The organism is Kitasatospora sp. NPDC059160, from assembly GCF_042755465.1.
Classification (GTDB): domain Bacteria; phylum Actinomycetota; class Actinomycetes; order Streptomycetales; family Streptomycetaceae; genus Kitasatospora.
Genome location: NZ_JBHZCN010000032.1, coordinates 49,121 through 75,431, shown reverse-complemented (window position 1 = coordinate 75,431; position 26,311 = coordinate 49,121). Strand labels below are relative to the sequence as shown.

21 protein-coding genes are annotated in these 26,311 nt (G+C 74.9%); 12 read left to right on the top strand and 9 right to left on the bottom strand.

All coding sequences use genetic code 11. The annotated features are described in order from the left end of the window. Nucleotides 1–29 precede the first annotated feature (29 nt). Nucleotides 30–923, top strand: a complete 894-nt coding sequence (locus ACFXOZ_RS16140) for a transketolase family protein (RefSeq protein ID WP_380529332.1) — start codon at nucleotides 30–32, stop codon at nucleotides 921–923. A gap of 1 nt (nucleotide 924) precedes the next feature. Here ACFXOZ_RS16140 and treZ read toward each other — a convergent pair whose 3' ends face one another. The 3 genes from treZ to glgX all read right to left on the bottom strand — a co-directional run bounded on the left by treZ (nucleotide 925) and on the right by glgX (nucleotide 7,407). Beyond that, nucleotides 925–2,661 (bottom strand): malto-oligosyltrehalose trehalohydrolase, encoded by a 1,737-nt coding sequence (gene treZ, locus ACFXOZ_RS16135; RefSeq protein WP_380590890.1) that lies wholly within the window; start codon nucleotides 2,659–2,661, stop codon nucleotides 925–927. Then, entirely contained in the window at nucleotides 2,661–5,123 is a 2,463-nt protein-coding gene (gene treY, locus ACFXOZ_RS16130) for a malto-oligosyltrehalose synthase (protein ID WP_380590860.1), read from the bottom strand. Before treY ends, treZ begins: the two co-directional genes overlap by 1 nt. 136 nt (nucleotides 5,124–5,259) lie before the next feature. Further along, a complete protein-coding gene (gene glgX, locus ACFXOZ_RS16125) occupies nucleotides 5,260–7,407 on the bottom strand; it encodes a glycogen debranching protein GlgX (protein ID WP_375890108.1) in 2,148 nt (715 codons plus the stop codon). Between the two features lie 413 nt (nucleotides 7,408–7,820). Here glgX and ACFXOZ_RS16120 point away from each other — a divergent pair, with 413 nt between their 5' ends. From ACFXOZ_RS16120 to ACFXOZ_RS16095, 6 genes are all read left to right on the top strand, one after another. Continuing rightward, on the top strand, nucleotides 7,821–9,095 hold the full coding sequence (locus ACFXOZ_RS16120) for an SAV2148 family HEPN domain-containing protein (RefSeq protein WP_375890110.1): 1,275 nt from the start codon (nucleotides 7,821–7,823) through the stop codon (nucleotides 9,093–9,095). Between the two features lie 46 nt (nucleotides 9,096–9,141). Beyond that, nucleotides 9,142–9,597: a GNAT family N-acetyltransferase gene (locus tag ACFXOZ_RS16115; protein WP_380590857.1), complete on the top strand. Its 456-nt coding sequence runs from the start codon at nucleotides 9,142–9,144 to the stop codon at nucleotides 9,595–9,597. 109 nt (nucleotides 9,598–9,706) lie between these two features. Continuing rightward, a complete protein-coding gene (locus ACFXOZ_RS16110; RefSeq protein WP_375890114.1) occupies nucleotides 9,707–10,465 on the top strand; it encodes an ABC transporter ATP-binding protein in 759 nt (252 codons plus the stop codon). Then, nucleotides 10,462–12,408, top strand: a complete 1,947-nt coding sequence (locus tag ACFXOZ_RS16105; RefSeq protein WP_380590854.1) for an FtsX-like permease family protein — start codon at nucleotides 10,462–10,464, stop codon at nucleotides 12,406–12,408. Before ACFXOZ_RS16110 ends, ACFXOZ_RS16105 begins: the two co-directional genes overlap by 4 nt. A 330-nt stretch (nucleotides 12,409–12,738) precedes the next feature. After that, nucleotides 12,739–13,449, top strand: coding sequence for an exonuclease domain-containing protein (locus ACFXOZ_RS16100; RefSeq protein WP_375890118.1), 711 nt, complete (start codon nucleotides 12,739–12,741; stop codon nucleotides 13,447–13,449). Between the two features lie 53 nt (nucleotides 13,450–13,502). Continuing rightward, a complete protein-coding gene (locus ACFXOZ_RS16095) occupies nucleotides 13,503–13,979 on the top strand; it encodes a GNAT family N-acetyltransferase (protein ID WP_380529323.1) in 477 nt (158 codons plus the stop codon). Between the two features lie 78 nt (nucleotides 13,980–14,057). Here the strand turns inward: ACFXOZ_RS16095 and ACFXOZ_RS16090 are convergent, their stop codons facing one another. From ACFXOZ_RS16090 to ACFXOZ_RS16080, 3 genes are all read right to left on the bottom strand, one after another. Further along, the gene (locus ACFXOZ_RS16090) at nucleotides 14,058–14,387 is read right to left on the bottom strand and encodes a hypothetical protein (protein WP_380590852.1); all 330 of its coding nucleotides are present in this window, start codon (nucleotides 14,385–14,387) and stop codon (nucleotides 14,058–14,060) included. 464 nt (nucleotides 14,388–14,851) lie between these two features. Further along, complete coding sequence (locus ACFXOZ_RS16085) at nucleotides 14,852–15,799, bottom strand: polysaccharide deacetylase family protein (protein ID WP_380590850.1); 948 nt, start codon at nucleotides 15,797–15,799, stop codon at nucleotides 14,852–14,854. A gap of 219 nt (nucleotides 15,800–16,018) precedes the next feature. Next, complete coding sequence (locus tag ACFXOZ_RS16080; RefSeq protein WP_380529318.1) at nucleotides 16,019–16,912, bottom strand: phosphotransferase enzyme family protein; 894 nt, start codon at nucleotides 16,910–16,912, stop codon at nucleotides 16,019–16,021. Between the two features lie 553 nt (nucleotides 16,913–17,465). On the opposite strand from ACFXOZ_RS16080, the gene ACFXOZ_RS16075 reads away from it, so the two are divergent. The 5 genes from ACFXOZ_RS16075 (at nucleotide 17,466) to ACFXOZ_RS16055 (ending at nucleotide 23,786) form a co-directional block, all read left to right on the top strand. After that, complete coding sequence (locus tag ACFXOZ_RS16075; RefSeq protein WP_380590847.1) at nucleotides 17,466–19,601, top strand: MMPL family transporter; 2,136 nt, start codon at nucleotides 17,466–17,468, stop codon at nucleotides 19,599–19,601. A gap of 305 nt (nucleotides 19,602–19,906) precedes the next feature. After that, nucleotides 19,907–20,113: a cold-shock protein gene (locus ACFXOZ_RS16070; protein ID WP_196949043.1), complete on the top strand. Its 207-nt coding sequence runs from the start codon at nucleotides 19,907–19,909 to the stop codon at nucleotides 20,111–20,113. A gap of 170 nt (nucleotides 20,114–20,283) precedes the next feature. Beyond that, the gene (locus ACFXOZ_RS16065) at nucleotides 20,284–22,035 is read left to right on the top strand and encodes a DEAD/DEAH box helicase (protein WP_380590844.1); all 1,752 of its coding nucleotides are present in this window, start codon (nucleotides 20,284–20,286) and stop codon (nucleotides 22,033–22,035) included. Nucleotides 22,036–22,333: 298 nt separating this feature from the next. Then, nucleotides 22,334–23,047, top strand: a complete 714-nt coding sequence (locus ACFXOZ_RS16060; protein ID WP_380529311.1) for a ricin-type beta-trefoil lectin domain protein — start codon at nucleotides 22,334–22,336, stop codon at nucleotides 23,045–23,047. 352 nt (nucleotides 23,048–23,399) lie between these two features. Further along, nucleotides 23,400–23,786, top strand: coding sequence for a hypothetical protein (locus tag ACFXOZ_RS16055; RefSeq protein WP_380590841.1), 387 nt, complete (start codon nucleotides 23,400–23,402; stop codon nucleotides 23,784–23,786). A gap of 13 nt (nucleotides 23,787–23,799) precedes the next feature. Here ACFXOZ_RS16055 and ACFXOZ_RS16050 read toward each other — a convergent pair whose 3' ends face one another. Genes ACFXOZ_RS16050 through ACFXOZ_RS16040 form a run of 3 tightly spaced genes read right to left on the bottom strand, consistent with a single transcriptional unit; the run spans nucleotide 23,800 to nucleotide 26,265 of the window. After that, nucleotides 23,800–24,546, bottom strand: coding sequence for a sirohydrochlorin chelatase (locus ACFXOZ_RS16050; RefSeq protein WP_380522782.1), 747 nt, complete (start codon nucleotides 24,544–24,546; stop codon nucleotides 23,800–23,802). A gap of 11 nt (nucleotides 24,547–24,557) precedes the next feature. Then, nucleotides 24,558–25,475 (bottom strand): ABC transporter permease, encoded by a 918-nt coding sequence (locus ACFXOZ_RS16045; protein WP_380590838.1) that lies wholly within the window; start codon nucleotides 25,473–25,475, stop codon nucleotides 24,558–24,560. After that, nucleotides 25,462–26,265 carry an ABC transporter ATP-binding protein gene (locus tag ACFXOZ_RS16040; protein WP_375890137.1) on the bottom strand — a complete coding sequence of 268 codons (804 nt, stop codon included), beginning with the start codon at nucleotides 26,263–26,265 and terminating at the stop codon, nucleotides 25,462–25,464. Before ACFXOZ_RS16040 ends, ACFXOZ_RS16045 begins: the two co-directional genes overlap by 14 nt. Nucleotides 26,266–26,311 lie beyond the last annotated feature (46 nt).

The window sequence follows — 26,311 nt, the reverse complement described above, 5'->3', positions numbered from 1 at the left end:
ACCAGAGCGCAGCGAAAGGCACTTCACCGATGGACACCATGCGCGACCGCTTCGTCGACGTCACCACCCGACTGCTGGACGAGGACCCCCGACTGGCCGTGGTGCTCGCCGACATCACCGCCGCCGCCTTCGAGCCGGCCCAGCGGCGCCACCCCGACCGGGTGGTCAACGTCGGCATCCGCGAGCAGCTGCTGATCGGCGCGGCCGGCGGACTGGCGCTGACCGGGATGCGCCCGGTCGCCCACACCTTCGCCAGCTTCCTGATCGAACGACCCTGGGAGCAGGTCAAGTTGGACCTGGTGCACCAGGGCGTCGGCGCGGTGCTGGTGAGCGCGGCCGGCTCCTACGACTGGCCGGCCGGCGGCCGTACCCACATGTCCCCGGGTGACGTCGCCCTGCTGGACACCCTGCCGGACTGGACGGTGCACGTCCCCGGCCACCCGGACGAGGCCGAGCAGCTGCTGCGCGACGCCTACGCGGACGGTGACCGCAACGTGTACGTCCGGCTCTCCGCGCACCAGAACGCCGAGCCGGTCGCCGTCGAGCCCGGCCGCTTCACCACCGTCCGCACCGGCGGCCGCGGCGTGGTGCTGGCCGTCGGCCCGATGCTGGACGCGGTGCTCGCGGCCACCGAGGGCCTGGACGTCACCGTGCTGTACGCGGCGACGGTGCGCCCCTTCGACGCCGCCGGACTGCGCGCCGCGCTGGGCGACAAGGCCGACGCGGTGCTGGTGGAGCCGTACCTGGCGGGCACCTCGGCCAACGAGGCGCACGCGGCGCTGGGTGACCGCCCGCACCGGGTGCTGGCCCTGGGCGTACCGCGCGAGGAGCACCGGCAGTACGGGTCGATCCCGGAGCACCTGGCCGCCTACGGCCTGGACGCCGCCTCGCTCCGGGACCGGATCGGCACCTTCCTCTGGTGAGTCAGCCGGTCCGCACGACCGCCACCGCGTCCGCCGCCAGCCGCACCCCCGAGTCCTCCAGCAGGGCCGCCCCGAAGGCCGCCACCACCTCCCGCCCGGTGCCGCCCAGCGGCAGCAGGGCCTCGGCCGGGCCCAGGTTGACCGCGATCCGGTACGGCCCCCGGTGCAGCACCAGCCGGCCCGCCGCCTCGTCGACGTCGACCCGCACCGCGCCGAGGTCCGGTTCGGCGAGCTCCGGCCGCTCGCGCCGCAGCCGGATCAACGTCCGGTGCCAGTCGAGGAGTTCGGCGTGCGGGGCGCGCCGGGGCTCGGTCCAGTCGAGCACCGACCGCAGCACGGTGGCCGGCTCCTGCGGGTCCGGGACGGCCTCGGCGGCCCAGCCGTGCTCGGCGAACTCCCGCCGCCGGCCCTGCCGGACGGCCTCCGCCAGGGCCGGGTCGGTGTGGTCGGTGAAGTACTGCCAGGGGGTGGCGGCGCCCCATTCCTCGCCCATGAACAGCATCGGGGTGAACGGCGCGGTGAGCACCAGCGCGGCGCCGCAGGCCAGTCGGCCGGGGGTGAGCGAGGTGGAGATCCGGTCGCCGAGCGCCCGGTTGCCGACCTGGTCGTGGGTCTGGAGGTAGCCGAGCAGCCGGTGGCCCGCCGCATCGGCCCCGAACGGGCGGCCGTGGCCGCGCCCCCGGAAGGAGGACCAGGTGCCGTCGTGGAAGAAGCCGTGGCGCAGCGTCTTGGCCAGGGCGGTGAGCGGTGCGGCCGCGAAGTCCGCGTAGTAGCCCTGGGATTCGCCGGTGAGCGCGCAGTGCAGGGCGTGGTGGAAGTCGTCGTTCCACTGGGCGGTGAGGCCCTGGCCGCCGGCCTCGCGGGCGGCGGTGGTGCGCGGGGTGTTGAGGTCGGATTCGGCGATCAGGAACAGTGGGCGGTTGGACGAGGCCGCCAACTTCTCGACCTCCCAGGAGAGTTCCTCCAGGAAGTGGACGGCCCGGTCGTCGACGAGGGCGTGCACCGCGTCCAGTCGCAGGCCGTCGATCCGGTAGTCGCGCAGCCAGGCGAGCGCGCTGCCGACCAGGTAGGCGCGCACCTCGTCCGAGCCGGGCGCGTCCAGGTTGACCGCCGAGCCCCACGGGGTGTGGTGCCGGTCGGTGAAGTACGGGCCGTACGCGGGGAGGTGGTTGCCGGACGGGCCGAGGTGGTTGTGCACCACGTCGAGCACCACCCCGAGGCCCTTGCGGTGCGCGGCGTCCACGAAGCGCTTGAGTCCCTCCGGGCCGCCGTAGGGCTCGTGCACGGCCCAGGGCGCGACGCCGTCGTAGCCCCAGCCGTGCTTGCCGGGGAACGGGCAGACCGGCATCAGTTCGACGAGGTCCACGCCCAACTCGACCAGGTGGTCGAGCTGTTCGGCGGCCGCTTCGAAGGTGCCGCGGGCGGTGAAGGTGCCGACGTGCAGCTCGTAGAGCACCGCGCCGGGCAGGGCGCGGCCGCGCCAGCCGGTGTGCGACCAGCGGAAGGCGGTGTGGTCGACCGCCCGGCTGGGGCCGTCGGGGCCGTACGGCTGGCGGGGCGAGCGCGGGTCGGGCAGCGGTTGGCCGCCGTCGAGCCGGAAGGCGTAGTCGCCCGCCGGGGCCTCGCCGCTCCACCAGCCGTCCCGCTCCGGGCAGCGCGCCAACTCATAGGCGCTGCCGTCCACTTCGACGTCGACCCGGCGGGTCGCGTTCGGCGCCCAGACCTCGTAGCGCGACATCATCGGCCCCTCCTCGTCAGCAGCGCCACCGGGTACGTCGCCAGCAGGTCCGCCACCGGCACCGGACCGGCGGGGAAGCCGCGCAGCGACAGCTCGTCGGTCCACGGCCCGCCGGGCGGCAGCTCCAGGACGGCGTCGCGCCAGCCGCCCGCCGCCGCCAGCCCGTACGGCAGCCGGGTGACGGCGGTGACCACGTCCTCGCCGCGGGCGAAGGCGAGCAGGTGGTCGGGGGCGGCCAGCGGTCGGTAGGCGCCGAGCGGGCCGGAGCGGCGCAGGTGCAGCGCGGTGGCGGTCAGGTGCAGCTTCTCCCGGGCGAGGTCGCCGGGGCGCGGGGCGGCCGCGTCGGTGAGCCGTACGGCGAGCGCGCCGAGGTCCACCACGCCCCGGTTGTCCGGGTCGACCAGGGTGTACAGCGGCTCCTCGCTGCCCTGGAAGAGGTCCGGCACGCCGGGGACGGTCAGGTGCAGCAGGGCGGCGGCCAGGGTGTTGGCACGGGCGTACGGGGCGAGCTCCCGCACCCGGCCCTCGATCCGGGCGCGCAGCCCGGCGTCGCCGAGGACGGCGCGGGCCCGCTGCTCCAGGGCCCGCTCGTACCCGGCGTCGGGGCTGGTCCAGGAGGTGTGCAGCTTGGCCTCGCGGACGGCCTTGAGCAGGGCGGCGACCAGCCGGTCCGGGGTGATCGGCCAGGCGGCGACCAGGGTGTGCCAGAGCAGCCAGTCGGCGTCCCGGTCCAGCCCGGGGGCGGCGGGCCCGGCGGCGAGCTCGGCGGCGGCGGACCAGGCGGCGGCCTCGGCGGCCCAGGCCTGCGGCTGCTCGGCGAGGACGGCGAGGCGGGCCCGGGCGTCGGCGCTGCGCTTGGTGTCGTGGGTGGAGAGCGCCGTCATGCTGTGCGGCCAGTCGCGTTCCAGGTAGCGGCACCAGTCGTGGAAGGCGGCCGGGGACAGCCCGGGCCGGGCGGGCTCGCCGCCGACCTCGTTGAGGGCGGGCAGCGCGTTCCAGCGGTAGAAGGCGGTGTCCTCGACGCCCTTGGCGGCCACGGCGGCGGCGGTCTGGGCGAAGCGCACGCAGAACTCGTCCTTGTCGTCGCTGCGGCCCAGCCGGGCGAGGGCGAGGGCGGCGACCAGGTGCCCGGTCGGGTCGGCTGCGCCGTCCACCGGCAGCGCGGGGTCGTCGGCGGGCTCGCCGGGCCGGGCGTAGGGCCGGTACACCGGGTAGTCGGTGAGCAGCCGGCGCAGCGCCGCGCGCAGTTGCCAGGGCGCGTGGTCGGCGTGGGCGGGTTCGGCGGCGCCGATCCGCAGCGCGATCCGGACCAGCCGCTCGACCTCGGCGGTCAGCTCGCCGCCGGGCCCGGTCATCTCGGCCCGGCCGCGGCGGGCGGCGGCGACCGCCGGGTGGGGGTCCCGGCCGGAGGAGTCCACCGGTTCGTCGTCCGCGACCGCCCCGCCGCGCAGGAAGGCCTCGTAGGCCTCGGCGAGCTGGCGGGCGCCGACGGGGTCGGTGAGCACGCCGTCGATGCGGCGCAGCGCGTCGTAGCCGGTGGTGCCGGCCACCGGCCAGTCCGCGGGCAGCCGCTCCTCGCCGGTGAGGATCTTCTCGACCACGACGTAGGCGCCGCCGGTGGCGTCGGCCAGGCGGCGCAGGTAGCCGCGCGGGTCGGCGAGGCCGTCGGGGTGGTCGATCCGGAAGCCGTCCAGGACGCCCTCGGCGTGCAGCCGCAGCAGCACGGCGTGGGTGGCGGCGAAGACCTCCGGGTCCTCGGCCCGGACGGCGATCAGCTCGTTGACGGTGAAGAAGCGCCGGTAGTTGAGCTCGGTGCGGGCCAGCCGCCACCAGGCGAGCCGGTACCACTGCCGGGCCAGCAGTTCCGGGAGCGGGAGCCGTTCGGTGCCGGGGCGCAGCGGCAGCTCGTGCCGGTGGTAGCGCAGCACCCCGCCGTCGACCACCAGCTGGTCGAGGACGGCGCCGAGCCGGTCGCCGAGCAGCGGCAGCAGCACCCGGCCGCGCTCCGGGGCGTCGGCGGGGCCGGGCTGGGCGGTCCAGTCGATGTCGAACCAGCGGGCGTACGGCGAGTCGGGTCCGTCCCGGAGCACCTGCCGGAGCGGTTCGTTGAGCCGCTCGGGGACGGGCACGGCCATGTGGTTGGGCACCACGTCGGCGAGCAGCCGCAGGCCGTGCCGGTGGGCCTCGGCGGCCAGGGCGCGCAGCGCGCCCTCCCCGCCGAGCTGTTCGCTGATCCGGGTGTGGTCGACGGTGTCGTAGCCGTGGGTGGAGCCCGGGGAGGCCTCCAGCAGCGGGGAGAGGTGCAGGTGGGAGACGCCGAGGGCGGCCAGGTAGGGGACGGCGGCGGTGGCGTCGCGGAGGGTGAAGCCGGGCTGGAGCTGGAGGCGGTACGAGGCGGTGGGGGCGGGGGTGGGAGGGGTAGCGGCCGGGCGGGGCTGCGCGGGCTCGGCGGCGGAGGTCATAGCTCCATAGGTACCCGGCCGGGCCCGCCGCCAAGACCCGCTGCTGACCCGAACAGGTGAGCGCAAGATCCCTATGAGCGCCCGGCGGGCCCTGGCACGGCCCGTGCACGGCCCGTGCACGGCCCCTGCGCGGTCGCTAGGCCGGTCGTTGCAGCACCATCAGCGAGCGGTCGGTGAGCCATAGGGCGTCCCCGGCCTTGACCCGGGCCCCGGTCCCGGGGGCGGGCAGCCGGGGCTGCGCGGTGTCGACCACGACCTGCCACTCCTGCCCGTGGTCGGCGGGGACGGTGAACTCCAGCGGCTCGAAGTGGGCGTTGAACATCAGCAGGAAGGAGTCGTCGACGATCCGCCCGCCGCGCCGGTCCGGTTCCGAGATGGCGTAGCCGTTGAGGAAGACGGTGAGCGACTTGGCGTAGCTGGCGCCCCAGTTGCGCTTGGTCATCTCCTCCCCGGCGGGGGTGAACCAGGCGATGTCGGTGAGGTCGTCGTAGCCGTCCGGGGCGGGGGCGACCGAGCCGTGCCGCCCGGGGACCGGCCGTCCGTGGAAGAACCGGCGCCGCCGGAACACCGGGTGGTCGCGGCGCAGCCAGATCATCCCCTGGGTGAACTCCAGCAGCCGGGCGGCCGGGCCGTCGCCCTCGGGCCAGTGCACCCAGGCGAGCTCGTTGTCCTGGCAGTAGGCGTTGTTGTTGCCCTCCTGGGTGCGGCCGAGCTCGTCGCCGTGGGAGAGCATCGGGGTGCCCTGGGAGAGCATCAGGGTGGCGATGAAGTTGCGCTGCTGGCGCGCCCGCAGCTCCTCCACGGCCGGGTCGGTGCTGGGGCCCTCGGTGCCGCAGTTCCAGGAGCGGTTGAAGGACTCGCCGTCCCGGTTGTCCTCGCCGTTGGCCTCGTTGTGCTTGTCGTTGTAGGAGACCAGGTCGCGCAGGGTGAAGCCGTCGTGGCAGGTGACGAAGTTGATGGAGGCGATCGGGCGGCGGCCGTCGTCCTGGTAGAGGTCGGAGGAGCCGGTGAGCCGGGAGCCGAACTCGGCCAGGGCGGCGTTCTCGCCGCGCCACAGGTCGCGCACGGTGTCCCGGTACATGCCGTTCCACTCCGTCCACAGCGGCGGGAAGTTGCCGACCTGGTAGCCGCCCTCGCCGAGGTCCCAGGGTTCGGCGATCAGCTTGGCCTGGGAGACCACCGGGTCCTGCTGCACCAGGTCGAAGAACGAGGACAGCCGGTCGACCTCGTGGAACTGCCGGGCCAGGGTGGCGGCGAGGTCGAAGCGGAAGCCGTCCACGTGCATCTCGGTGACCCAGTAGCGCAGCGAGTCCATGATCAGCTGGAGCACGTGCGGGCTGCGCATCAGCAGGCTGTTGCCGGTGCCGGTGGTGTCCTCGTAGAAGCGCTGGTCCCGGGCGAGGCGGTAGTAGGAGACGTTGTCCAGGCCGCGCAGCGACAGCGTCGGCCCGAGGTGGTTGCCCTCGGCGGTGTGGTTGTAGACGACGTCCAGGATCACCTCGATCCCGGCCGCGTGCAGCGCCTTGACCATCGACTTGAACTCCTGCACCTGCTGGCCTCTGTCGCCGGTGGAGGAGTAGGAGGAGTGCGGGGCGAAGAAGCCGACGGTGTTGTAGCCCCAGTAGTTGGCCAGCCCGAGGTCGCGCAGCCGGTGGTCGCGGACGAACTGGTGGACCGGCATCAGCTCGATCGCGGTGACGCCCAGCTTGGCCAGGTGCTCGATCACCGCCGGGTGGGCCAGGCCCGCGTAGCTGCCGCGGATCTCCTCGGGGATGCCGGGGTGCAGCCGGGTGAGGCCCTTGACGTGGGCCTCGTAGATGACGGTGCGGTGGTAGTCGGTGCGCGGCGGGTGGTCGGTGCCCCAGTCGAAGTACGGGTTGATGACCACCGAGTGCATGGTGTGCGGGGCGGAGTCGAGGTCGTTGCGGCGCTCGGGCGCGCCGAAGTGGTAGCCGTAGACGGACTCGTCCCAGTCGATGTGGCCGCTCATCGCCTTGGCGTACGGGTCCAGGAGCAGTTTGGCGCTGTTGTGCCGCTGGCCCAGGCCCGGGTTGTACGGGCCGTGCACCCGGAAGCCGTAGCGCTGGCCGGGCTGGACGCCCGGGAGGTAGGCGTGCCGGACGAAGGCGTCCGTCTCGCGCAGTTCGACGGCGGTCTCCGAGCCGTCCTCGTCGATCAGGCACAGCTCGATCCGGTCGGCACTCTCCGAGAACACCGCGAAGTTGGTGCCGGCCCCGTCGTAGGTGGCGCCGAGGGGGTAGGGCTTACCGGGCCAGACCTGCATGAGTCCTCAACTTCCTTGTGGCATACGGAAACTGATCTGTAGTCCGACACGCGGTCCGGCCGGGCGGCCGGCCCGGACGCTCTCTTCCCGGCCGGGCGGCCGGGCATGTGCGGCCCTGGGGTCCGTGACGCACGGCACAGTCCGCACACTCCCCGAGATACTCCCCGAGCCCTTCCCCGGCGGCCGGGAGGTACCGCCGGGGTTGCTCCGAACGGGTGTCCGGCGGGCATTCGTGTGAAAACTGTTGCCACCGGTGCGGGAGGGGCGCCGGAGGGCCCCTGGCCGATCCGGCTGCGGGCGGCTCGCGGCGGGCAGTACCCTTGATCGTCCGGCCGCTCCGGCCGACCGGTGCTTGTCAACGGTCCGTCAACGGCCCCCGCGACCGCGGGGGTCAGCCGCAGATGAGGTGGCGCATGGTGTTCCCTGCTGGCGGCCGCGGCTCCGGGCCCGACGGCCCCGACCGGGGCGGCGTCCGCAGCGAGGCGCCCACGGTGGTCATGCGGCCCACCATGACCGGCCGCGCCCTCGTCCCCGCCCAGGGCGGCCCGGTCGAGGTCCCCGCGCTCGCCTGGTCGGCCGCCGAGTGGGAGGACTCCTACCAGCGGGTCCGGCTCTCCGGCCGCGCCTACGTCTGGCTCAACCTCGTCGAACAGCGGCTGCGCTCCCTGGTCGACGAGGTGCTGCACCCCATCTACGCCCCCGCCCACGGCGAGGACTGGGTCACCGCCGCGGCCGGCCCGGCCGGCGAGGAGTGGGCCCACCGGGCCGGCGCCGTGCGCGAGGTCAGCCGCCGCAAGGGCTACCTCCTCGACCCGGCCGACGACGACCCGCTGGTCTTCCTCACCCTGCCCCAGCTGCGCGAGCTGATGGTCCAGCACTGGCCCTGCTTCGAGCCCTACCTCGCCGACCGGCGCGAGATCGAACTCGCCCTGGACGAACTGGAAGTGGCCCGGCACGTGGTCTCCCGCAACCGGGTGCTCACCCAGACCGTGCTGGCCCAGACCGAGCGCGCCGCCGCCCGGCTGCTCGCCGTCCTCGACGGCGGCGCGGGCGGGGTGCCCGCCGACGTGGTCGAGTCCCTGGTCGCCGGACGCTACGCCGACGTCGTCGCCGTGCACGCCGACCGGGTCCGGCTGCAGCGCGACCTCCCGGTCGAGGACCTGCTCGACGGCGCCCGGCGGCTGGACGCGCTCGGCATCGGCCTCGGCATGCTCTGCCAGAACTACACCGGCAAGCGCCTGGTCCGCCTCGCCGGCGAAGGCTGCCGGGTGCGGCTGCTGTTCCTCAACCCGGCGAGCAGCGCCACCCGCCGCCGCGAACGCGAACTCGGCCTCTCCCGGGGCGAGTTGTCCCGCTCCATCGAGATGAACATCATGCACGTGCGGCGGGTCCGGGCCCGGCTGCGGGACCAGGGCGGCTTCGAGATCAGGGTCTTCGACGAGACCCCGCGCTTCACCGCCTACCTGGTCGAGGGCCCCCGCCCCACCGGCCCGGTGGCCGGCCGCCGGGCCGGCCGCGACCTCGGCGTCATCCAGCCTTACCTGCGCCGCTCGCGCGGCATGGAGTCCCCGGCACTGATCCTGCGCGGCGGCGCCGGCCAGCAGCCCGGCGGCACCGAGCCGGGGCTGCTGGAGGTCTACCGCGAGGAGTTCGAGGGGGTCTGGGCGGACGCCCGGAACGTGTCCTGAGATATTCGCTGGTCGGCGGTGCCGTCCGGGTGTGACACTGCGCGCCGTGAACAGCCTCCCCGTCTGGACCCTGGAGCCCGCCGGGCCCGAGGACCTCGAACCCGTCGTCGAGCTCAAGGCCCGGGTCATGCGCGCCGACCTGGAACGCCTCGGGCGCTGGGACCCGAACCGCTCCCGGGAGCGGGTGCGGAAGTCCTTCTCCACCCGGCACACCTCGGTGCTGCTGGTCGAAGGCGCCTTCGCGGGCTCCGTCACGATCCGCCCCGACGGGCGCGGCGGGCGCGAGCTGGAGCTCTTCTACCTGGCCCCCCACCTCCAGGGCCGCGGCCTCGGCACCGCCGTCCTGCGCCACCTCCTCGCCGAGGCCGACGCCGTCGGCGAGCCCGTGCGCCTGACCGTCCTCCAGGGCAGCGCCGCCCGGCGGCTGTACGAACGGCACGGCTTCACGGTCGTCGAGGAGGATCCGGTCGACGTCACCATGCACCGGGAGCCGGCCCGCTGACCCCGACGGCGTCCGGCGCCCGGCGGCTGGCCGGGGCCCTCGGCGGGGCGTAACGATTCCCCCATCACCCCTGGTCAGGGCGGTCGTGGCCGTGGTAGGTGTAGCCCCCGTGAAGATCACGGGGGATGACGGGGCCGTACTGCGCCTCGAAGACGTACACCGCACCTACGGCACCGGCCCGGAGGCCGTCCGGGCACTCAGGGGGGTGGACGTCGGCTTCGACCGCGGCACGTTCACCGCCGTCATGGGGCCCTCCGGCTCCGGCAAGAGCACCCTGCTGCAGTGCAGCGCCGGCCTCGACCGACCCGACCGCGGCCGGGTCGTGCTGGACGGCACCGACCTCGCCGGGCTGACCGAGACCCAGCTGACCGTCCTGCGCCGACAGCGGCTCGGCTTCGTCTTCCAGGCGTTCAACCTGGTCGGCTCGCTCACCGCCGAACAGAACGTCGGCCTGCCGCTGCGCCTGGCCGGGCGCCGCCCCGACCGGGCCGAGGTCCACCGCGCGCTCGCCCAGGTCGGCCTCGGCGAGCGGGCCGGCCACCTGCCCTCCCAGCTCTCCGGCGGCCAGCAGCAGCGCGTCGCCATCGCCCGCGCCCTGATCACCAAGCCCCGGATGCTGTTCGCCGACGAACCCACCGGCGCCCTCGACAGCTCCAGCAGCCGCGACGTGCTCGCCCTGCTGCGCGACCTGGTCGACCGCGAGGGCCAGAGCACCGTCATGGTCACCCACGACCCGGTCGCCGCCGCCCACGCCGACCGGGTGCTCTTCCTCGCCGACGGCCGGATCGTCGACGACCTGCCCCGCCCGACCGCCCAGCAGGTCGCCGAGCGGATGACCGCCCTGGAGACGGCGGGGACGCCGGCATGACCTCGCTCGGGACCCTGCTGCCCGTCGCCGCCGCGAGCCTGCGCCGCCGCAAGGCCGCCTTCGCCGGCTCCTACGTCGCCCTCACCCTCGGCGTCACCCTGGTCGCCACCACCGGCAGCCTCCTCAACGAAACCGCCGGGGACGACTCCCCGCTCGGCGCGCCCTCGCTGCACAAGGTGCTCCAGTTCACCTCCGCGATGGCCGCCTTCGTCGCCGTCTTCGTGGTCGCCGGCACCTTCGCCTTCGCCGTCGCCCAGCGCCGCCAGGAGATCGCGATGCTGCGCGCCGTCGGCGCCACGCCCCGCCAGATCGTCCAACTGATCACCGGCGAGGCCGTCGTCGTCGCCCTCGCCTCCGCCGTCAGCGGCTGCCTGCTCGCGCTGCCCGGCGCCCCCGCCCTCGCCTCCTGGCTGGTCGCCCGCGGCGCCGCCCCCGAGGGCTTCACCGCCCGGCCCGCCGCCGGCCCGATGCTGCTGGCCGCCGCCGTCGGCCTGGCGGTCGCGCTGCTCGGCGCCGTCACCGCCGCCGTCCGCGCCGGGCGGGTGCGCGCCGTCGAGGCGCTCGGCGACGCCGCCGCCGACCGCACGGTGATGACCGGGGCGCGCTGGGCCTTCGCCGTCCTCGGACTGCTCGGCCTGGTCGGCGTCGTCTCCTACTACCTGTCGGCGGCGTCGCTGCCGCCCGCCCCCGGCGACCAGCCGGACGACCCGCAGCTCGCCTCCCAGTGGGTGATGGGCGCCGACCTGGCCACCATCACCACCCTCGCCCTGTTCGCGCCCGTCGTCGTGCCCCTGCTGGTCCGACTGCTCAGCGCCCCGCTCGCCCGGCTCACCGCCGCCGCCCCGCTGCTCGCGCGGCAGAACGCGCTCACCGCCGTGCGCCGCACCGTCTCCACCGCCACCCCGGCCTTCCTCACCATCGCGCTCGCCGGCACCGCCGTCGGCTCCACCGCCGCCTTCGCCGACGCCATGACCGCCCAGGCCGGGGCCACCGCCGCCGCCCGCTACGTGCTGCGCCCCGGCGCCGCCCCGCTGCCCGCCGACGCCGCCCACCGGCTCACCGCCAGCCGGCCCGACCTGCACGCCACCGCCACCACCTCCACCGTGGTCACCGGCCTCGGCGCCGACCGGCCCGCCTTCGACGACCACGGAGAGGACTCGCCCGCCAGCGCGCCCTCCGCCGCCACCGTCGTCGACGGCGACCTCGCCACCGCCTGGACCCTGCCCGCCGTCGACGGCACCGCCGCCGACCTGCACGGCGCCACCCTCGCCGCCTCCACCGACCAGGCCCGCGGCCACGGCTGGAAGGTCGGCGACCAGGTCAACCTGCGCCTCGCCGACGGCACCGTCACCGGCCTGCGGCTCGCCCTCGTCTACCGCACCCAGCTCGGCCTGGACGAGGTCCTGCTCAGCGGCGACGCCGTCACCGGCCACCTCGACGGCGCCCGCCCCGGCGCCGTCCACCTCAGCGCCGAACCCGCCGACCGGCTCGGCGGCGTCCTCACCGACGCCCGCGACCCCGGCCCCGACCCGAACGCCCACTACGCCTGGATCGCCACCACCACCATCCTCGGCCCCGCCCTGCTCTACGCGCTGATCGCCATCGTCAACACCATGGTGATGAGCGCCGCCGACCGCCGCCGCGACTTCACCGTGCTGCGGCTGGCCGGGACGGTGCGCCGCCAGGTGCTGGGGATGGTGGCCCTGGAGGCCGCCCTGGTGGTGGCCACCGCCGCGGTCCTCGCCCTCGCCGTCACCGCGCTCACCCAGTACGGCACCACGGCCCTGCTCAACCACCGCGTCCTGGCCGGGCAGGCGAGCGTCGCCCTGCGGCTGCCCTGGCTGCCGCTGGCCGGCGGCGCGGTGCTCTGCCTGGCGCTCGCCGTGGCCGCCAGCACGCTGTCCGCGCGGGTCGCCCTCGCCGGCCGGGCGGCGGCCCGGTAGGCCGTCCGGCCGGCGACCCACCGGTCGTCATCCGTCTCGGCCGCTCGGCCGCTCGGCCCCGGTGCGCACCTGCGCGCGCCGGGGCCGAGCGGTCGTGGCGTCCCGCGACCTCCTCACCTCCGGCCCGGTCGACCGGCCAAGCGGGCTCCGGGCAAACGGAGTTGGACCTTCCGCCGACCCCCGCAGCCGGCGACCGGCACCCCGCAGCGCCCCCGGAAGCCCCCCGGAAGTCCCCCGGCCACCCCCGGACCGGCCGCCCTGACGGCCGGGTTGTCGGTGGGGCGGGTGATGATAGGGGCTGTTTCGCCGGAGGACGGAAGGACACACCTGATGAGCTGGTGGCAGCAGCCACTGGTCGGCTTCGACCTGGAGACCACGGGCACCGACCCGGCCGTGGACCGCATCGTCACGGCCGCCCTCGTGGACACCGTCGGCGCCGTCCGGGTGGATGCCGCCAACTGGCTGCTCGACCCCGGGGTGCCGATCCCCGCCGAGGCGGAGGCGATCCACGGCATCGGCGACACCCTGGCGCGCAGCAGGGGGCGGCAGGCCAAGGAGGCGGTCGAGGAGATAGCCGCGGCGCTCTGCGCGCGGATCGCGGACGGGCGGCCCGTGGTGGCCTTCAACGCCCCGTTCGACCTGTCCCTGCTCGACGCCGAGTTGCGCCGCCACGGGCTGCCCACGCTCGCCGAGCGCCTCGGCGCCCCGGTCGGGCCGGTGCTGGACGCGCTGGTCATCGACCGGGCGGTCGACAAGTACCGCAAGGGCTCGCGCACCCTCCAACGGGTCTGCGAGGTGTACGGGGTGGAGCTGACGGACGCCCACGAGGCGGGCAGCGACGCGCTGGCCGCCGTCCGGGTCGCCGTCGCACTGGCCGGGCGCTACCCGGCCGAGGTGGGGGAGGTGGCCCCGGCCGAACTGCACCGGCGCCAGATCGACTGGTACCGGGACTGGGCCGAGGGCCTCCAGTCCTGGCTGCGCCGCGGCAAGGACCCGCTCGCGGTGGTGGACCCGCGCTGGCCGTCCAGACCGTCCGGATGACCGGGGCCGCGGACCCGGTACGCCCGGACCACCCCGTGCGTCCCGTCCACCCCGTGCGTCCCGTCCACCCCGTGCGCCCGGCGGTCCCGGCGGACCTGCCCGGCTTCCTGGCGCTCGCCGCCGAGGTCGAGCACTGGTTCGGCCCGATGGTGGCCGAGCCCGGCTTCCGCCGCGCGGTGGAGAAGGCCGTCGCCCGGGGCACCGCGACCGTCGCCGAGTCCACCGGGGGCCTGCTCGGCGGCCTGCTGTTCGGCCCCGCGCAGGACGGGCCGCACCACCTGCACTGGCTGGTGGTCGCCGACCGCGCCCGGGGCACCGGCGTCGGCCGGGCTCTGGTCGAGGACGCGCTGCGCCGCCACGTCCGCGCCCCGGGCACCGTCGAGGTGGTCACCTTCGGCCCGGACCACCCCGGGGCGGTGGCCAGCGGTGCCCGGGTGTTCTACGAGCGGCTGGGCTTCACCCCGGCCGCGGCCGCGGCCCCCGGGCCGGAGGGCGGCTCCCGGCAGGTCTACCGGCGCCGGTTCGGCTGACGGGCCCGGCTGAGGGGCTCGGCCGACGGGTTCGGCCGCGGTCCGACCGAGCGGTCCGGCCGAGCGGTCCGATGTCCGTCACTGGAGATCCAGTCCGACCGGGTGCGTCACGTCCACCGGGCAGGCGAACACGTGCAGTTCCCCGTGCCGCCCGACCGACAGGTCCGGATCCCCGCCGCTCTCCACCGTCAGCAGGTGCGCCATCCGCGCGCCGCAGCGGCCGCAGTCGACCGGGACGAGGTCGGTGAGGTGCCAGGACGGCCAGCCGCCCAGCTTCCAGCCGTCCGCCCGGCCGAGGTCCCGCTGGTACCCGATGCCCCGCCGCTCGGCGAACTCCTCGACGGCGCGGGCGAGTTCCGGGGGCAGGTCGTCCCGGTCGGGCAGGTCGAGGAGCTGTTCGGGGCGCACCGCGCACGGGCGCGGCAGGTACTCCGGCGCGCTGCCAGTGGAGTTCGACGGCGGGGCCGTAGTAGTAGCGCTCGCCCTGGATGTCGTCGTGGTCGTTGGGGCACCAGAGCACCTGGAGCAGGTCGGTGCCGTGCGGCCGGGGCAGGTGCGGGGCGTCCTCGGCGCGGATCCGGGCGAGCGGGACCAGCGCCGTCGCGGCGGCGGGTGGTTCCGGGGTCCTGCGGGGGAGGACGTCCTCCTCCTCGGGGTGGCGCGCGGTGCAGTGCGGCCAGGGCTCGCCGGTCGGCCACTGGGCCGGGCCGCCGATCCGGCTCGCCCCGGGGTCGGCGGGAGCGCCGCCGGGGGCGGCGTACGGGTGCAGCAGGGTGGCGGGCCGCAGGTGGCGGGCCAGGCCGGGGACGGCGGCGACGAGGGCGGCGGTGTCGGTCACGGCCGCCCACCCTACGGGCCGCGGTCCAACGGCCTTACGCGGCGGGGAAGTCGAAGGTGTACCCCTGGGCGACGAGCCAGGGCAGCAGCTGCTTGAGCGCGGCCACGGTCTGGCTGCGGTCGCCGCCGCCGTCGTGCATCAGGATCACGCCGCCGGGCTTGAGCTGGCTCTGCACGGTGGAGACGATCGCGGCCACGCCCGGGCGGGACCAGTCGCGGGGGTCGACGGACCAGCCGAGCGAGTCCATCCCGAGCCCGGCGGCGATGTGCTCGTTGTCGGCGTTGAAGCCGCCGCCCGGGGCGCGGAACCAGCCGACCCGGGTGCCCGGCCCGCCGGCCTTGACGATCATGTCGCGGGCGGCGGAGATCTCGTACACCGCCTTGTCGTGCGGGAGCTTCTCGAACGGCTGGGGGTGGTGGACGCTGTGGTCGCAGAGCCGGTGGCCCTCGGCCAGCACCCGCTTGACCAGGGCCGGGTTGGCGGCGGCGTTCTGGCCGATCTCGCAGAAGGTGGCCTTGACGTGGTACTGGGCGAGCAGGTCGAGGACCTGGCCGGTGGCCGGGCCGGGGCCGTCGTCGAAGGTGAGGGCGACGGTGCGGCCGCCGGAGGCGGTGGAGCCGATCACCTTGGTGGCCTGGCCGGGGTGCGCGGGCGGCGCGGCGGGGGTGCCGGTGGTGGCGCCGGGGGTGGTGCCGACGGGCTTGCCGGTGGCCGTGGCCCGGCCGGGGTCGGCCGGAGCGGTGGGCGTGCGCGGCTGGGCGGCGTCCGAGCCGGGGGCCGGAGCGGTGCCGGCCGCGGTGCCGTTCCCGGTGCCCGGGGTGTTCGCGGCGCCCGGGGTGGTGGCGGTCGCGGTGGGCTGGAGCGCCCCGCTGGCGGTGCCGCACGCGGACAGGCCCAGGACGGCGGCCACCGCGATGCAGCCCGCGATCAGCCGGTTGCGGTGGGGGCGGAGGGGGCTGCGACGGGTGGGGGTCCGGTGCATGGCGGCGGCTCCTGAGGGGCGAGAAGGGGGCCGATCCCGGAGGCCGATCCCTCGGTCAGGATGACTGTGCGATAGGACGCCGATCGTACGTGTCCCGGTTGCGCGCCGGACCGTTCCGCCTTAAGAGTCTTCTCACACCCGCCGGGGTCGGCCTCCGCCGCCCGGAGGAGGTATCGGGGAGGCGGCGGGGGCAGCGGCGGAGGAGGCGGCGGCCCGCCGTCAGAACGGGTACCAGCGCACCCCGGTGGCCCCCTCCCGGAGCGAGTCGACCCGGCGCCGGAACTCCGCGAGCGCCGCCGGGTTCCCGGCCGCCTGCTGGGCGACCCAGGAGGCGCTGGCGGTCTCCCGGGCCCCGCGCAGCACCGCGAAGCCGGACCAGTCGCGCACGTCCCGGCCGTAGGCCGCGGTGAACGCCAGGTAGTCCTCCTCGGGCACCCCGTAGCGGTCGTGGGCGAGCGCCAGGACCACCAGGTCGTGCTCGCGCAGGTCCCGGGAGAAGGTCTCCAGGTCGAGCAGCACCGGCCCGTCCGGTCCGACGTGGACGTTGCGCGGCAGCGCGTCGCCGTGGATCACTCCGGGCGCGAGCTCCGGCACCAGGCCGGGCAGGGCGGCCGCGAAGGCGTCCCGGCGCTCGCGCAGGAAGGCGACGTCCGCCGGGTCGACCTGCCCCTCGGCGGAGGCCAGCCAGCGCTCCACCGGCGCCAGCAGGTCGCGCCCGTCGAGCGGGAAGGGCGGCAGCGGCAGGGCGTGCAGGGCGCGCAGCAGCGGGGCGAGGTCGGCCGGGCGGGAGGGCCGGACGGCGGGGGCGAGCCGGTGCCAGAAGGTGACCGGGTGGCCGTCGGCCCGGTGCGGCCCGGCCTCGACCCGCTCGTACGGGCGGACCACCGGGATGCCCTGCCCGGCCAGCCAGTGCGCGACGGCCAGTTCGCGCCGGGCCCGGTCGTACAGTCCGGGGCCGCGGCCGACCTTGGCGACCACGGCCGGGTCGCCGAGGTCGAAGACGGCGTTCTCGCCGAGCGCGAGCAGCCGCGCCCCGTCGGGGGCGGGCAGTCCGGCGGCGGCGCAGGCGCCGGTGAGCAGCAGCCGGGCGCGGGCCTCGTCGAAGGGGATCATGGCTGGGCTCCGTTCCGCCGGTGTTCATCCGGGGGATTCCGGACGGTGATCATCATGACGCACGGAGCGGCGCGCCCCGCGGCGGCCGGGCGAGCGGGCCCCGCAGCGGCGGGGGGAGCGCGCCCCGGGGCGGCCGGGCGGTGCCGTGGGGGTTTCCCCTGGTTCGCTACCCCTAGGCCTCCTCCTCCGAGGTAGGGGGTGGACTCCACCCTGAGGGGGAGAAGGCTCCACCCGGAGCACGAGGCCAACGGCAGCGCGGCCGGGAGAGACTGGGGCGGGGCCGGTTCGGGGTGGCCCCGCAACGGGGGTTGGACCACGGGGGCTTTCTTGCCGCACGGCGAGCACGTACTCGTAGGATGACGCCCAGACCTACTTACCTGCCGACCGGCTAGTGGACGCCAGTGCGCGTCCGGCCCGGTCCTGCCGTCGCCCAGCGTCCCGTCCCCCAAGGGCTGCGGTGAACCATGCCCAGGAGGCATCGAGCATGTTCCACCGACTAGGACAATTCGCCGTACGCCGTGCGTGGTGGGTGATCGCCGCGTGGCTCGTCGCCATGGTCGCGATCTTCATATCCGCGCCCAAGGTGAGCTCCCAGACGGACGAGGCGTCGTTCCTGCCCAAGCACTACGAGTCCATCCAGGCCGCCGAGGTGCAGGCCAAGGCCTTCCCGGCCGCCTTCACCCCGGACGCCCTCATCCTCTTCGAGCGCAACGACGGCGCCGCGCTCACCGACGCCGACACCAAGGCCATGGGCAAGCTGACCCAGGACCTCGCCGGCAAGAAGATCGACGGCGTCGAGGCGGTCAACCCGCCCGCCGACAAGCTCGGTTACTCCGAGGACCACAAGTACGCGCTGGGCACGGTCGCCATCGCCAAGGACAAGCAGCAGGACCCGAAGGCGGTCGCGGACGTCGCCAAGGCGCTGCGCAGCGACGGCAAGGACCTGGCGGGCCCCACCGGACTCAAGTTCCAGCTCGGCGGCTCCGCCGCCCAGACCCTGGACCAGCAGGAGTCCTCCAGCGACACCGAGGGCCTCATCACCATGGCCACCCTGGTGCTGGTCATCGTGATCGTCGGCATCATCTTCCGCAGCGTCCTGGCCGGCCTGCTGCCCATCCTGGTCTCGCTGATCATCGCCCTGCCGACCTCCATGGGACTGATCAACTACGCCACCAAGGCCTTCGACCTCAAGAGCACGGCGATCCTCACGCCGATCCTGATCGTCGTCGTGCTCGGCGTCGGCACCGACTACTTCCTCTTCCTCGCCTTCCGCTACCGCGAACGACTGCGGGCCGGTGAGGACCGCAAGTCCGCCGTCGTCAACGCCGTCGGCCGGGTCGGCGAGGCGATCGCCTCCGCCGCCGGCGCCGTCACCATCGCCTTCGCCGCGCTGGTCCTCTCCAGCCTCGGCATGTTCCAGGCCCTCGGCCCGGCGCTGGCCATCGCGGTCGTCGTCACCGCCCTCGCCTCCGTCACCCTGGCCCCGGCCCTGCTCGCCGTCATCCCCGCCCGGGCCGTCTTCTGGCCCGGCAAGAAGTGGATGCGGGAGCCCGGCGACGCGCGCTTCACCGCGCTCGGCCGGGTCGTCGAGAAGCGCCCGGCGCTCACCGCCCTCGCCTCCGGCGGCGTGCTGGTCGCCCTGACCCTCGGCGCCCTCGGCTACAACGGCCTGTTCGACATGACCAGCGGCTCGATGCCGAAGACCGTCGAGTCGATGGTCGTCCAGGACACCATGTCCACCGCGTTCTCCAAGGGCGCCGCCTCCCCCAGCCAGGTCTTCCTGAGCAGCACCGACGGCAGGAAGCTCGACCCGGCCTCCTTCCCGGCCTACGCGGACAAGCTCCACGTCGCCGGCGTCGCCCAGGTCTTCGCACCCGCCCCCACGACCGCCGCGAGCCAGAACAAGACCATCAGCGACGACGGCACCACGGCCCAGTTCACCGTGATGCTCAAGGACGAGCCCTCCAGCAACGAGGCCATCGCCACCGTCACCGAACTGCGCGCGGTCGCCCACGCCCAGGCCCCGGCCGGCACCGAGGCCAAGGTCGGCGGACTCAGCTCGGTGTTCAAGGACATCAACCTGGCGATGACCCACGACTACAAGCTGGTCTTCCCGATCGCCGGGCTGCTCATCCTGCTCATCCTGGCGCTCCAGCTGCGCAGCGTCGTCGCCCCCTGGTACCTGATGGCCTCGGTCGGCCTCGGCTTCGGCGCCACCCTCGGCGCCGCCACGCTGCTCTTCCAGAAGATCGGCCACGAGACCGGCCTGATGTTCATGATGCCGATCCTGATCTACCTCTTCGTGGTGGCGATCGGGACCGACTACAACATCCTGATCATCGCCCGCCTGCGGGAGGAGGCCCGCGCGGGCCGCACCCCGCGCGAGGCGGCCCGCGAGGCGCTGCGCCACGCCGGTCCGACCGTCGCGGCGGCGGGCTTCATCCTGGCGGCCTCGTTCGGGACCTTCATGCTCGCGGGCAACAGCTTCATGCTGGAGTTCGGCTTCGCCATGGCCTTCGGCATCGTGCTGGCGGCCTTCGTGATGGCGATGTTCTTCACCCCGGCGCTCACCGCGCTGATCGGCAACAAGGCGTGGTGGCCCGGCCACGGCGGTGACGCCCGTCCGAGTGAGGGCCACGCCCCGCGGGTCGGCAGCACCATGCCGCCGGAGCCGGTCGGCCGGCACTGACCCGAGGGCCCGGCGACGGGCCGCACAGCAGACGGCGCCCCGCTCCGGCGGGGCGCCGTCCCCTCTTTCCAGGGGGGCCAAACGTGATCTGTCGAGCAGAAAAGTCCCCGGTCAATCGGGGTGCGACCGTGCTACAGTCGAAGCAGTTGCAGTTTTGGTTCCCATGAACGTGTGTGTGCGCCTGCTGGTACCAACCAACAGGCGCATTTGTTTTGTCCGGTGTTTCAGTCTCCGGATGGGGATCGCGGCTACTTGGGGACTCACGAGGTGTGGGTCCCTGATGCCCCAAGTATGAGGAGACGGTTATGGCTACCGGCACCGTGAAGTGGTTCAACAGCGAAAAGGGCTTCGGCTTCATCGAGCAGGACGGCGGCGGCCCGGACGTCTTCGCCCACTACTCGAACATCCAGGCCAACGGCTTCCGCGAGCTCGTCGAGGGCCAGCGCGTCGAGTTCGACGTCACCCAGGGCCAGAAGGGCCCGCAGGGCGAGAACATCCAGGTCATCGCCTGACGTTCAGCCTCTCAGCTGACACGTGATCCTGTGATCTCGTGAAGCGGGGGCCCGTACCGCTCGGCGGTGCGGGCCCTCGTTCATGCCGCAGTACGGCCGGGGCGGCGCACTCCACTCAGACGGCCGACCAGTCCGCGAACGCGGGCTGCCGACCGACGTACGGAGAACCCGTGACCACCCCTGCCCGCACGCCCCGCGACCGAGGCGACCGCACCACCGACCGTTCCGCCGCACGCACCGGCGACCGCACGGCCGAAGGCCGCACCGGCCGCCCCCGCCGCACCGGCGACAACCCCGAGCGCGCCCGCCGCACCGGGGACGGCGCCGCCGCCGCCGACCGCACCCGCAAGCCCCGGGGCCGCACCGGCGCCCCCAAGGCCACCCGCACCGCCGTGGCGGAGCCCGCCGACTTCACCGTCGTCGAGGGCACCCCGGCCCGGCCCCCGGCAGCCTCCTTCGGCGAGCTCGAACTGCCCAAGGCGATCCTCTCCGCGCTCACCCGCGAGGGCGTCACCGAGCCGTTCCCGATCCAGGCCGCCACCCTGCCCGACTCGATCGCCGGGCGCGACGTCCTCGGCCGCGGCCGCACCGGCTCCGGCAAGACCCTCGCCTTCGGCCTGCCGCTGCTCGCCCGCACCGCCGGGCGCCGCGCCGACTCCCGGCACCCGCTGGCGCTCGTCCTGGTGCCCACCCGCGAGCTCGCCCAGCAGGTCACCGACGCGCTCACCCCGTACGCCACCGCCGTCAACCTGCGGATCACCACCGTCGTCGGCGGCATGGGCATCAGCCGGCAGGCCAACGCGGTGCGCCGCGGCACCGAGGTCCTGGTCGCCACCCCCGGCCGACTGGACGACCTGATCGGCCGCGGTGACGTCAACCTGTCCGACGTCGCCATCACGGTCCTCGACGAGGCCGACCAGATGGCCGACATGGGCTTCCTCCCGCAGGTCAGCCGGCTGCTGGAGCAGGTCGCCGAGGGCGGGCAGCGGATGCTGTTCTCCGCCACCCTGGACCGCAACGTGGACCGGCTGGTCAAGCGCTTCCTGACCGACCCGGTCACCCACTCGGTCGACCCCTCGGCCGGCGCGGTCACCACCATGGACCACCACGTCCTGCAGCTGGAGCCCACCGACAAGGCCTCCGCCACCGCGCACATCGCCTCCCGCGACGGCCGGGTGATCATGTTCGTGCACACCAAGCACGGCGCCGACCGGCTCGCCAAGCAGCTGCGCGCCACCGGCGTGATGGCCGCCGCCCTGCACGGCGGCAAGTCCCAGCCGCAGCGCAACCGGGTGCTGGACCAGTTCCGCGAGGGCGAGGTCACCGCGCTGATCGCCACCAACGTGGCCGCCCGCGGCATCCACATCGACGGCCTCGACCTGGTCGTCAACGTCGACCCGCCGATCGACCACAAGGACTACCTGCACCGCGGCGGCCGCACCGCCCGGGCCGGCGAGTCCGGCACCGTCGTCACCCTCGTCCTGCCCGAGCAGCGCCGCGAGGTCAACCGGCTGATGACGGTCGCCGGGATCCGCCCGACCGTCACCAAGATCCGCCCCGGCGACGCCGAGCTGTCCCGGATCACCGGCGCCCGCACCCCCAGCGGCGTCGCGGTCGCGCTGGTCGTCCCGGCCGCCGCCCAGCCCGCGGCCCCGGCCGCCTCGGCCGACGGCAAGGGCGCCGGCAAGTCCGGCAACCCGCGCCGCCGCCCCGCCAAGCGCTCCGGGCTGCCCGCCGACGTCGACATGAACGGCAACCCGCGCCGCCCGCGCCCCAAGCAGCGCCTCGGCGCCGCCACCCAGGGCGAGCGGCCGCAGGCCGCCGGGTTCATCGGGCGCTCCTCCGGCCGGGCCCGGCCGGGCAGCGGCTCCCAGTCCGGCGGCAACTACGGGACGGGGCGCCAGCGCCGCAAGTTCGACTGACGGCCGTCCCGGCCTCCCGGCCCCCGGCCCCGGTTTCGCCGAACGGGCCCCGTGCTCCCCTGTGGTGGGGAGCGCGGGGCCCGTTCCGCGTTTCCGGGCCGCCCGTTTCCGGGCCGTCCGAGCGCCTGCCGACCGAACAGCTGGCGTGAATCCGTTGAAGCTCGCCTTGAACGAGAGCTTGACGGTGACCCGGCGAACCCCGATTCTTCTACACGGCCCACACAACTGCCGCACAGTCACCACCAGTGCACAGACGTCGTGTTGACGCGATTCGCCGACCGGAAGGACCACCGTCCCGATGCGCCGAACCTCCGCCCTGCTGACCACCGCCCTGCTCGCCGGGGCCGCCGCCCTGGCCGCACCCGCCACCTCCGCCCAGGCCGCGCCCTCCTGCGGCGCCTACGTCGCGGGCTGGAGCGCGATCGGCAGCTGCAGCGGCCTCGACCCGATGCAGACCTGGACCGTCGCCGCCACCTGTTACTACTGGAACTCCACCCACACCGTGCAGTTCACCCGCCCCGCGATCGGCGGCGTGGCGATCGGGGACGGCAGCGTCTCCGCGGCCTGCGGCATCGGCGACAGCGTCATGTTCCCGCGCGTCATCCTGGGCGCCACCCCGCCGGCCGGCCCGACCGGCCAGATCACCGGCTACGCCAACAAGTGCGTCGACGTGAAGGGCGCCAACCTCGGCAACGGCACCCCCGTCCAGATCTACGACTGCAACGGCTCCGTCGCGCAGAAGTGGCGGATCGGCGTCGACGGCACCGTCCGCGCCCTCGGCAAGTGCATGGACGTCGCCGGCGGCGGCACCGCCAACCACACCATGGTCCAGCTCTACGACTGCAACGGCACCGGTGCCCAGCAGTGGCAGGCCCGCTCCGACGGTTCGCTCTACAACCCGCAGTCCGGCCGCTGCCTGGACGACCTCGGCTTCGCCACCAACAACGGCAACCAGCTCGGCATCTGGGACTGCAACGGCGCCGCCAACCAGAAGTGGAACCTCCCGGCCTGACGCACCACCACCGCAGCCGGGTCCGCCGCCCGCACCCCCGTCGGGTGGCGGACCTCCCCCTTTGCGGGGCCCGGGACGGGATCCCCGCCCGCCCCGACGGCGCCCTCTACCAGCTCTCCGGAGGCCTCGCCGATGCCGACGCCGACGCCGGCCACCCGGGCGACACCTCCACCCTCCGCCGGGTCCGACCCGGCCCCACCCCGAGGGCGCGCACGCCACCGGCCGTGCGTGCCCTCGGTGCTGCCGCGAGCCGTCACCCGCCCGAGTGGGTGCGGCTGGCCCGGCGTGCGGGCCGCTGGCACGCTGCGGCCCAGGAGACGGGAGAGGCCCGGTGGCTCGATGGGAGTGGTGGATGGCCGACGAGCCGGAGCTCGAAGCGAGCGCCGAGTACGGCGGGACGCGCGAACTGGCCGGGGGCCAGCTCATGGACGCCGAGCCGCCGGCCCCGGAGCCGGCGATGATCACCACCTGGCTGCGGCTGCCCAAGCCGGTGATGGACGAGGTGCGACGACGGGCGCAGGAGCGGGAGACCGAGCCGGGCGTCCTCCTCCGGGAATGGGTCGAAGCCACCGTCGTGGACCCGGGCGGGACGGTGCCACTGAGCGTGATCACCGCCGCCGTCGCGCGTCACCAGCAGGAGCATGCGGCCCGGACCGGTCGGCACCTCGAGCGGGCGCGGCACTGGGAAGCCGTCGAGATCGCCGCGTACGTGCACCGGGCGGAGACGGAGGCACGCTGAGCCGGACTCCGGCTCAGGCGCTCAGCGCCGGAACCGTTGCCGCCGCCCGACGGGCCTCGTCGTAGCGTTCCAGCAGCAGTGCGGCCAGCTCCGGGGCGGCGCCGAGGACGTCGGCGACCAGGTCCGCGCCCGCCGCAGCCGCCGCGATGCGGTCCGGCAGCAGGCCTGGGGCCAGCAGGTACGGGGCGACGGCGGTCCGCTCGGCGCCTGCCGCGCGCAGGGCGGCGAGGGCGTCGGGCACGCGCGGGCCCGCCGCCGAGGCGTACGCGACCTCGACGGCGGCCCAGCCGCGGGTGCGGCGCCACTCGGCGGCGACCCGGCGGGTGGCCGCGTCGGCGGCCGGGTCGGAGGAGCCGGCCGCGGCCAGCACCACACCCGTACGGGCGCGGACCGCCGCCGAGCCGACGTCGAGCCCGGCCCCGGCCAGGCGGCGGTCCAGGGCGGCGAGCAGCAGCGGGGAGGGGCCCAGCACGTCCGCCACCGGCAGGCCCGCGCCGGTGGCGCGCAGCGCGGCGGGGATGTCGTGCTTGGCGTGGAAGGCCCGGTTGAGCAGCAGCGGGACGGCCACCGCGTCCGCCGCCCGCCCGAACCGGCCGGACCGCCCGACCAGCTGGGGGATCCGCGGCGCGCAGTGGTCCAGGTAGGCGGTGGCGACCTCCAGGGCGGGCCGCTGGGCCCGCACCTCCCGGACCAGCGCGGCCACGGTCGCGGCGTGCCGCGGGTCGCGGCTGCCGTGGGCGATGAGCAGGAGGGCGGGCACCGGCGGCCGCCTCACTTGCCGGAGGCCAGCAGGCCGCGGTTGCGCAGCACCCGGCGTTCGACCGGGGTGAAGACGAGCAGTTCGATGGCGATGCCGACGAACAGGATCAGGATGATGCCGAGCAGCACCCCGGACATGTCGGAGAACTCGCGCTGGTCCTCCAGGAACCGGCCCAGGCCCCGGCCGAGGTCGGGGGAGGAGGCGACGAGCTCGGCGGCCATCAGGGAGCGCCAGGAGAACGCCCAGCCCTGCTTGAGGCCGGCCAGGTAGCCGGGCAGCGCGGCGGGGATGAGCACGTGGCGGGCGCCGGTCAGGCCGGTGGCGCCGAGGGTGCGCCCGGCCCGCAGGAACAGCGGCGGGACCTGGTCGATGCCGGCCACCAGCCCGTTGGCGATGGACGGGACCGCGCCGAGCAGGATCACCGCGTACATCATCTGGTCGTTGATGCCGAGCCAGATGACGGCGGCCGGCACCCAGGCGACCGAGGGCAGCGACTGGAGGCCCTGGAGGACCGGGCCGATCGCGGTGCGCACCGGCTTGACCCGGGCGACGACCAGGCCGATCGGGGTGCCGATGACGACGGCGAGCAGGAAGCCCGACAGGCCGCGCCAGACGCTGGTCCAGATGATCGAGAACAGCGTGCCCTGGTACCAGAGGTCCTGGAGGGAGTGCCACACGTCGGTGGGGCTGGGCAGCTTGTACGAGGAGGTGAGGTGCAGGCTGTACGCGCCCTGCCACAGTGCCAGCACCACCAGCACGCCGATCAGCGGCGGCAGGGCCTTGCCGCGCAGCACCTCGCCGAGCGAGCTGCGCCGGGCGGTGACGGAGTCGAGGGCGTCCAGGCCGGCGCCGACGTCGGCGCTGTCGGAGACGCCGTCGGAGACGGGGTTCTTGTCCAGGACGACGGGAGCGGTGTCAGTGCTGGCCATGGCGACGGATCTCCCCACGCAGTTCTTCGGTGATCTCGATGGACAGGTCGGCGACGCCGGAGGACTCGATGCGGCGCGGCTGCGGAAGGTCGATCCGCCACTCCCGGGCGACCCGGCCGGGGCGGGAGGAGAGCAGCACGACGCGCTGGGCCAGCCGGACGGCCTCGCGCACGTTGTGGGTGACGAACAGGACGGACAGCTGCCGCTCGGCCCAGATCCGGGTGATCTCGTCGTGCAGGACGTCCCGGGTGATGGCGTCGAGGGCCGCGAAGGGCTCGTCCATCAGCAGCACCTTGCTGCCCTGGGCGAGGGCGCGGGCCATCGCGACGCGCTGGCGCATGCCGCCGGACAGCTCGTGCACCCGCTTGCCGTACGCGCCGTTCAGGCGGACGAGTTCGAGCAGGCGCTCGGCCTCGGCGCGGCGCTCGGGGCGGGGGACGCCGGCCAGCTTGAGGGCCAGTTCGATGTTCTTCCCGGCGGTGAGCCAGGGGAACAGGGCGTGTTCCTGGAACATCAGGGCGGGGCGGCCGCCGGACACCTCGATGCTGCCGCGGGTGGGCGCGTCGAGGCCGGCGACCAGGTTGAGCAGGGTGGACTTGCCGCAGCCCGAGGCGCCGAGCAGGGTGACGAACTCGCCGGGCGCGACGTCGAGGGTGATGTCGTCCAGCACGTGGGTGGCGGCGCCCGGGCGGCCGAAGGACTTGTGCACGTGCGAGATCCGGACGGCGGGGGTGCCGCCGGTGGCGTCGGCGCCGGGGGCGTCCGCCGAGGTGGTCAGTGCCGGGGTCATCCGGGCACCTCCTGCGTGAGTGGTCTGGCGGTCTGGCGGGGCTGGC

Bases quoted from the DNA above. Each gene is read 5' to 3' on its own strand.
- ACFXOZ_RS16140 (WP_380529332.1), top strand. From the start codon at position 30: ATGGACACCATGCGCGACCGCTTCGTCGACGTCACCACCCGACTGCTG.
- treZ (WP_380590890.1), bottom strand. From the start codon at position 2,661: ATGTCGCGCTACGAGGTCTGGGCGCCGAACGCGACCCGCCGGGTCGAC.
- treY (WP_380590860.1), bottom strand. From the start codon at position 5,123: ATGACCTCCGCCGCCGAGCCCGCGCAGCCCCGCCCGGCCGCTACCCCT.
- glgX (WP_375890108.1), bottom strand. From the start codon at position 7,407: ATGCAGGTCTGGCCCGGTAAGCCCTACCCCCTCGGCGCCACCTACGAC.
- ACFXOZ_RS16120 (WP_375890110.1), top strand. From the start codon at position 7,821: ATGGTGTTCCCTGCTGGCGGCCGCGGCTCCGGGCCCGACGGCCCCGAC.
- ACFXOZ_RS16105 (WP_380590854.1), top strand. From the start codon at position 10,462: ATGACCTCGCTCGGGACCCTGCTGCCCGTCGCCGCCGCGAGCCTGCGC.
- ACFXOZ_RS16100 (WP_375890118.1), top strand. From the start codon at position 12,739: ATGAGCTGGTGGCAGCAGCCACTGGTCGGCTTCGACCTGGAGACCACG.
- ACFXOZ_RS16085 (WP_380590850.1), bottom strand. From the start codon at position 15,799: ATGCACCGGACCCCCACCCGTCGCAGCCCCCTCCGCCCCCACCGCAAC.
- ACFXOZ_RS16080 (WP_380529318.1), bottom strand. From the start codon at position 16,912: ATGATCCCCTTCGACGAGGCCCGCGCCCGGCTGCTGCTCACCGGCGCC.
- ACFXOZ_RS16075 (WP_380590847.1), top strand. From the start codon at position 17,466: ATGGTCGCGATCTTCATATCCGCGCCCAAGGTGAGCTCCCAGACGGAC.
- ACFXOZ_RS16070 (WP_196949043.1), top strand. From the start codon at position 19,907: ATGGCTACCGGCACCGTGAAGTGGTTCAACAGCGAAAAGGGCTTCGGC.
- ACFXOZ_RS16060 (WP_380529311.1), top strand. From the start codon at position 22,334: ATGCGCCGAACCTCCGCCCTGCTGACCACCGCCCTGCTCGCCGGGGCC.
- ACFXOZ_RS16055 (WP_380590841.1), top strand. From the start codon at position 23,400: ATGGCCGACGAGCCGGAGCTCGAAGCGAGCGCCGAGTACGGCGGGACG.
- ACFXOZ_RS16045 (WP_380590838.1), bottom strand. From the start codon at position 25,475: ATGGCCAGCACTGACACCGCTCCCGTCGTCCTGGACAAGAACCCCGTC.
- ACFXOZ_RS16040 (WP_375890137.1), bottom strand. From the start codon at position 26,265: ATGACCCCGGCACTGACCACCTCGGCGGACGCCCCCGGCGCCGACGCC.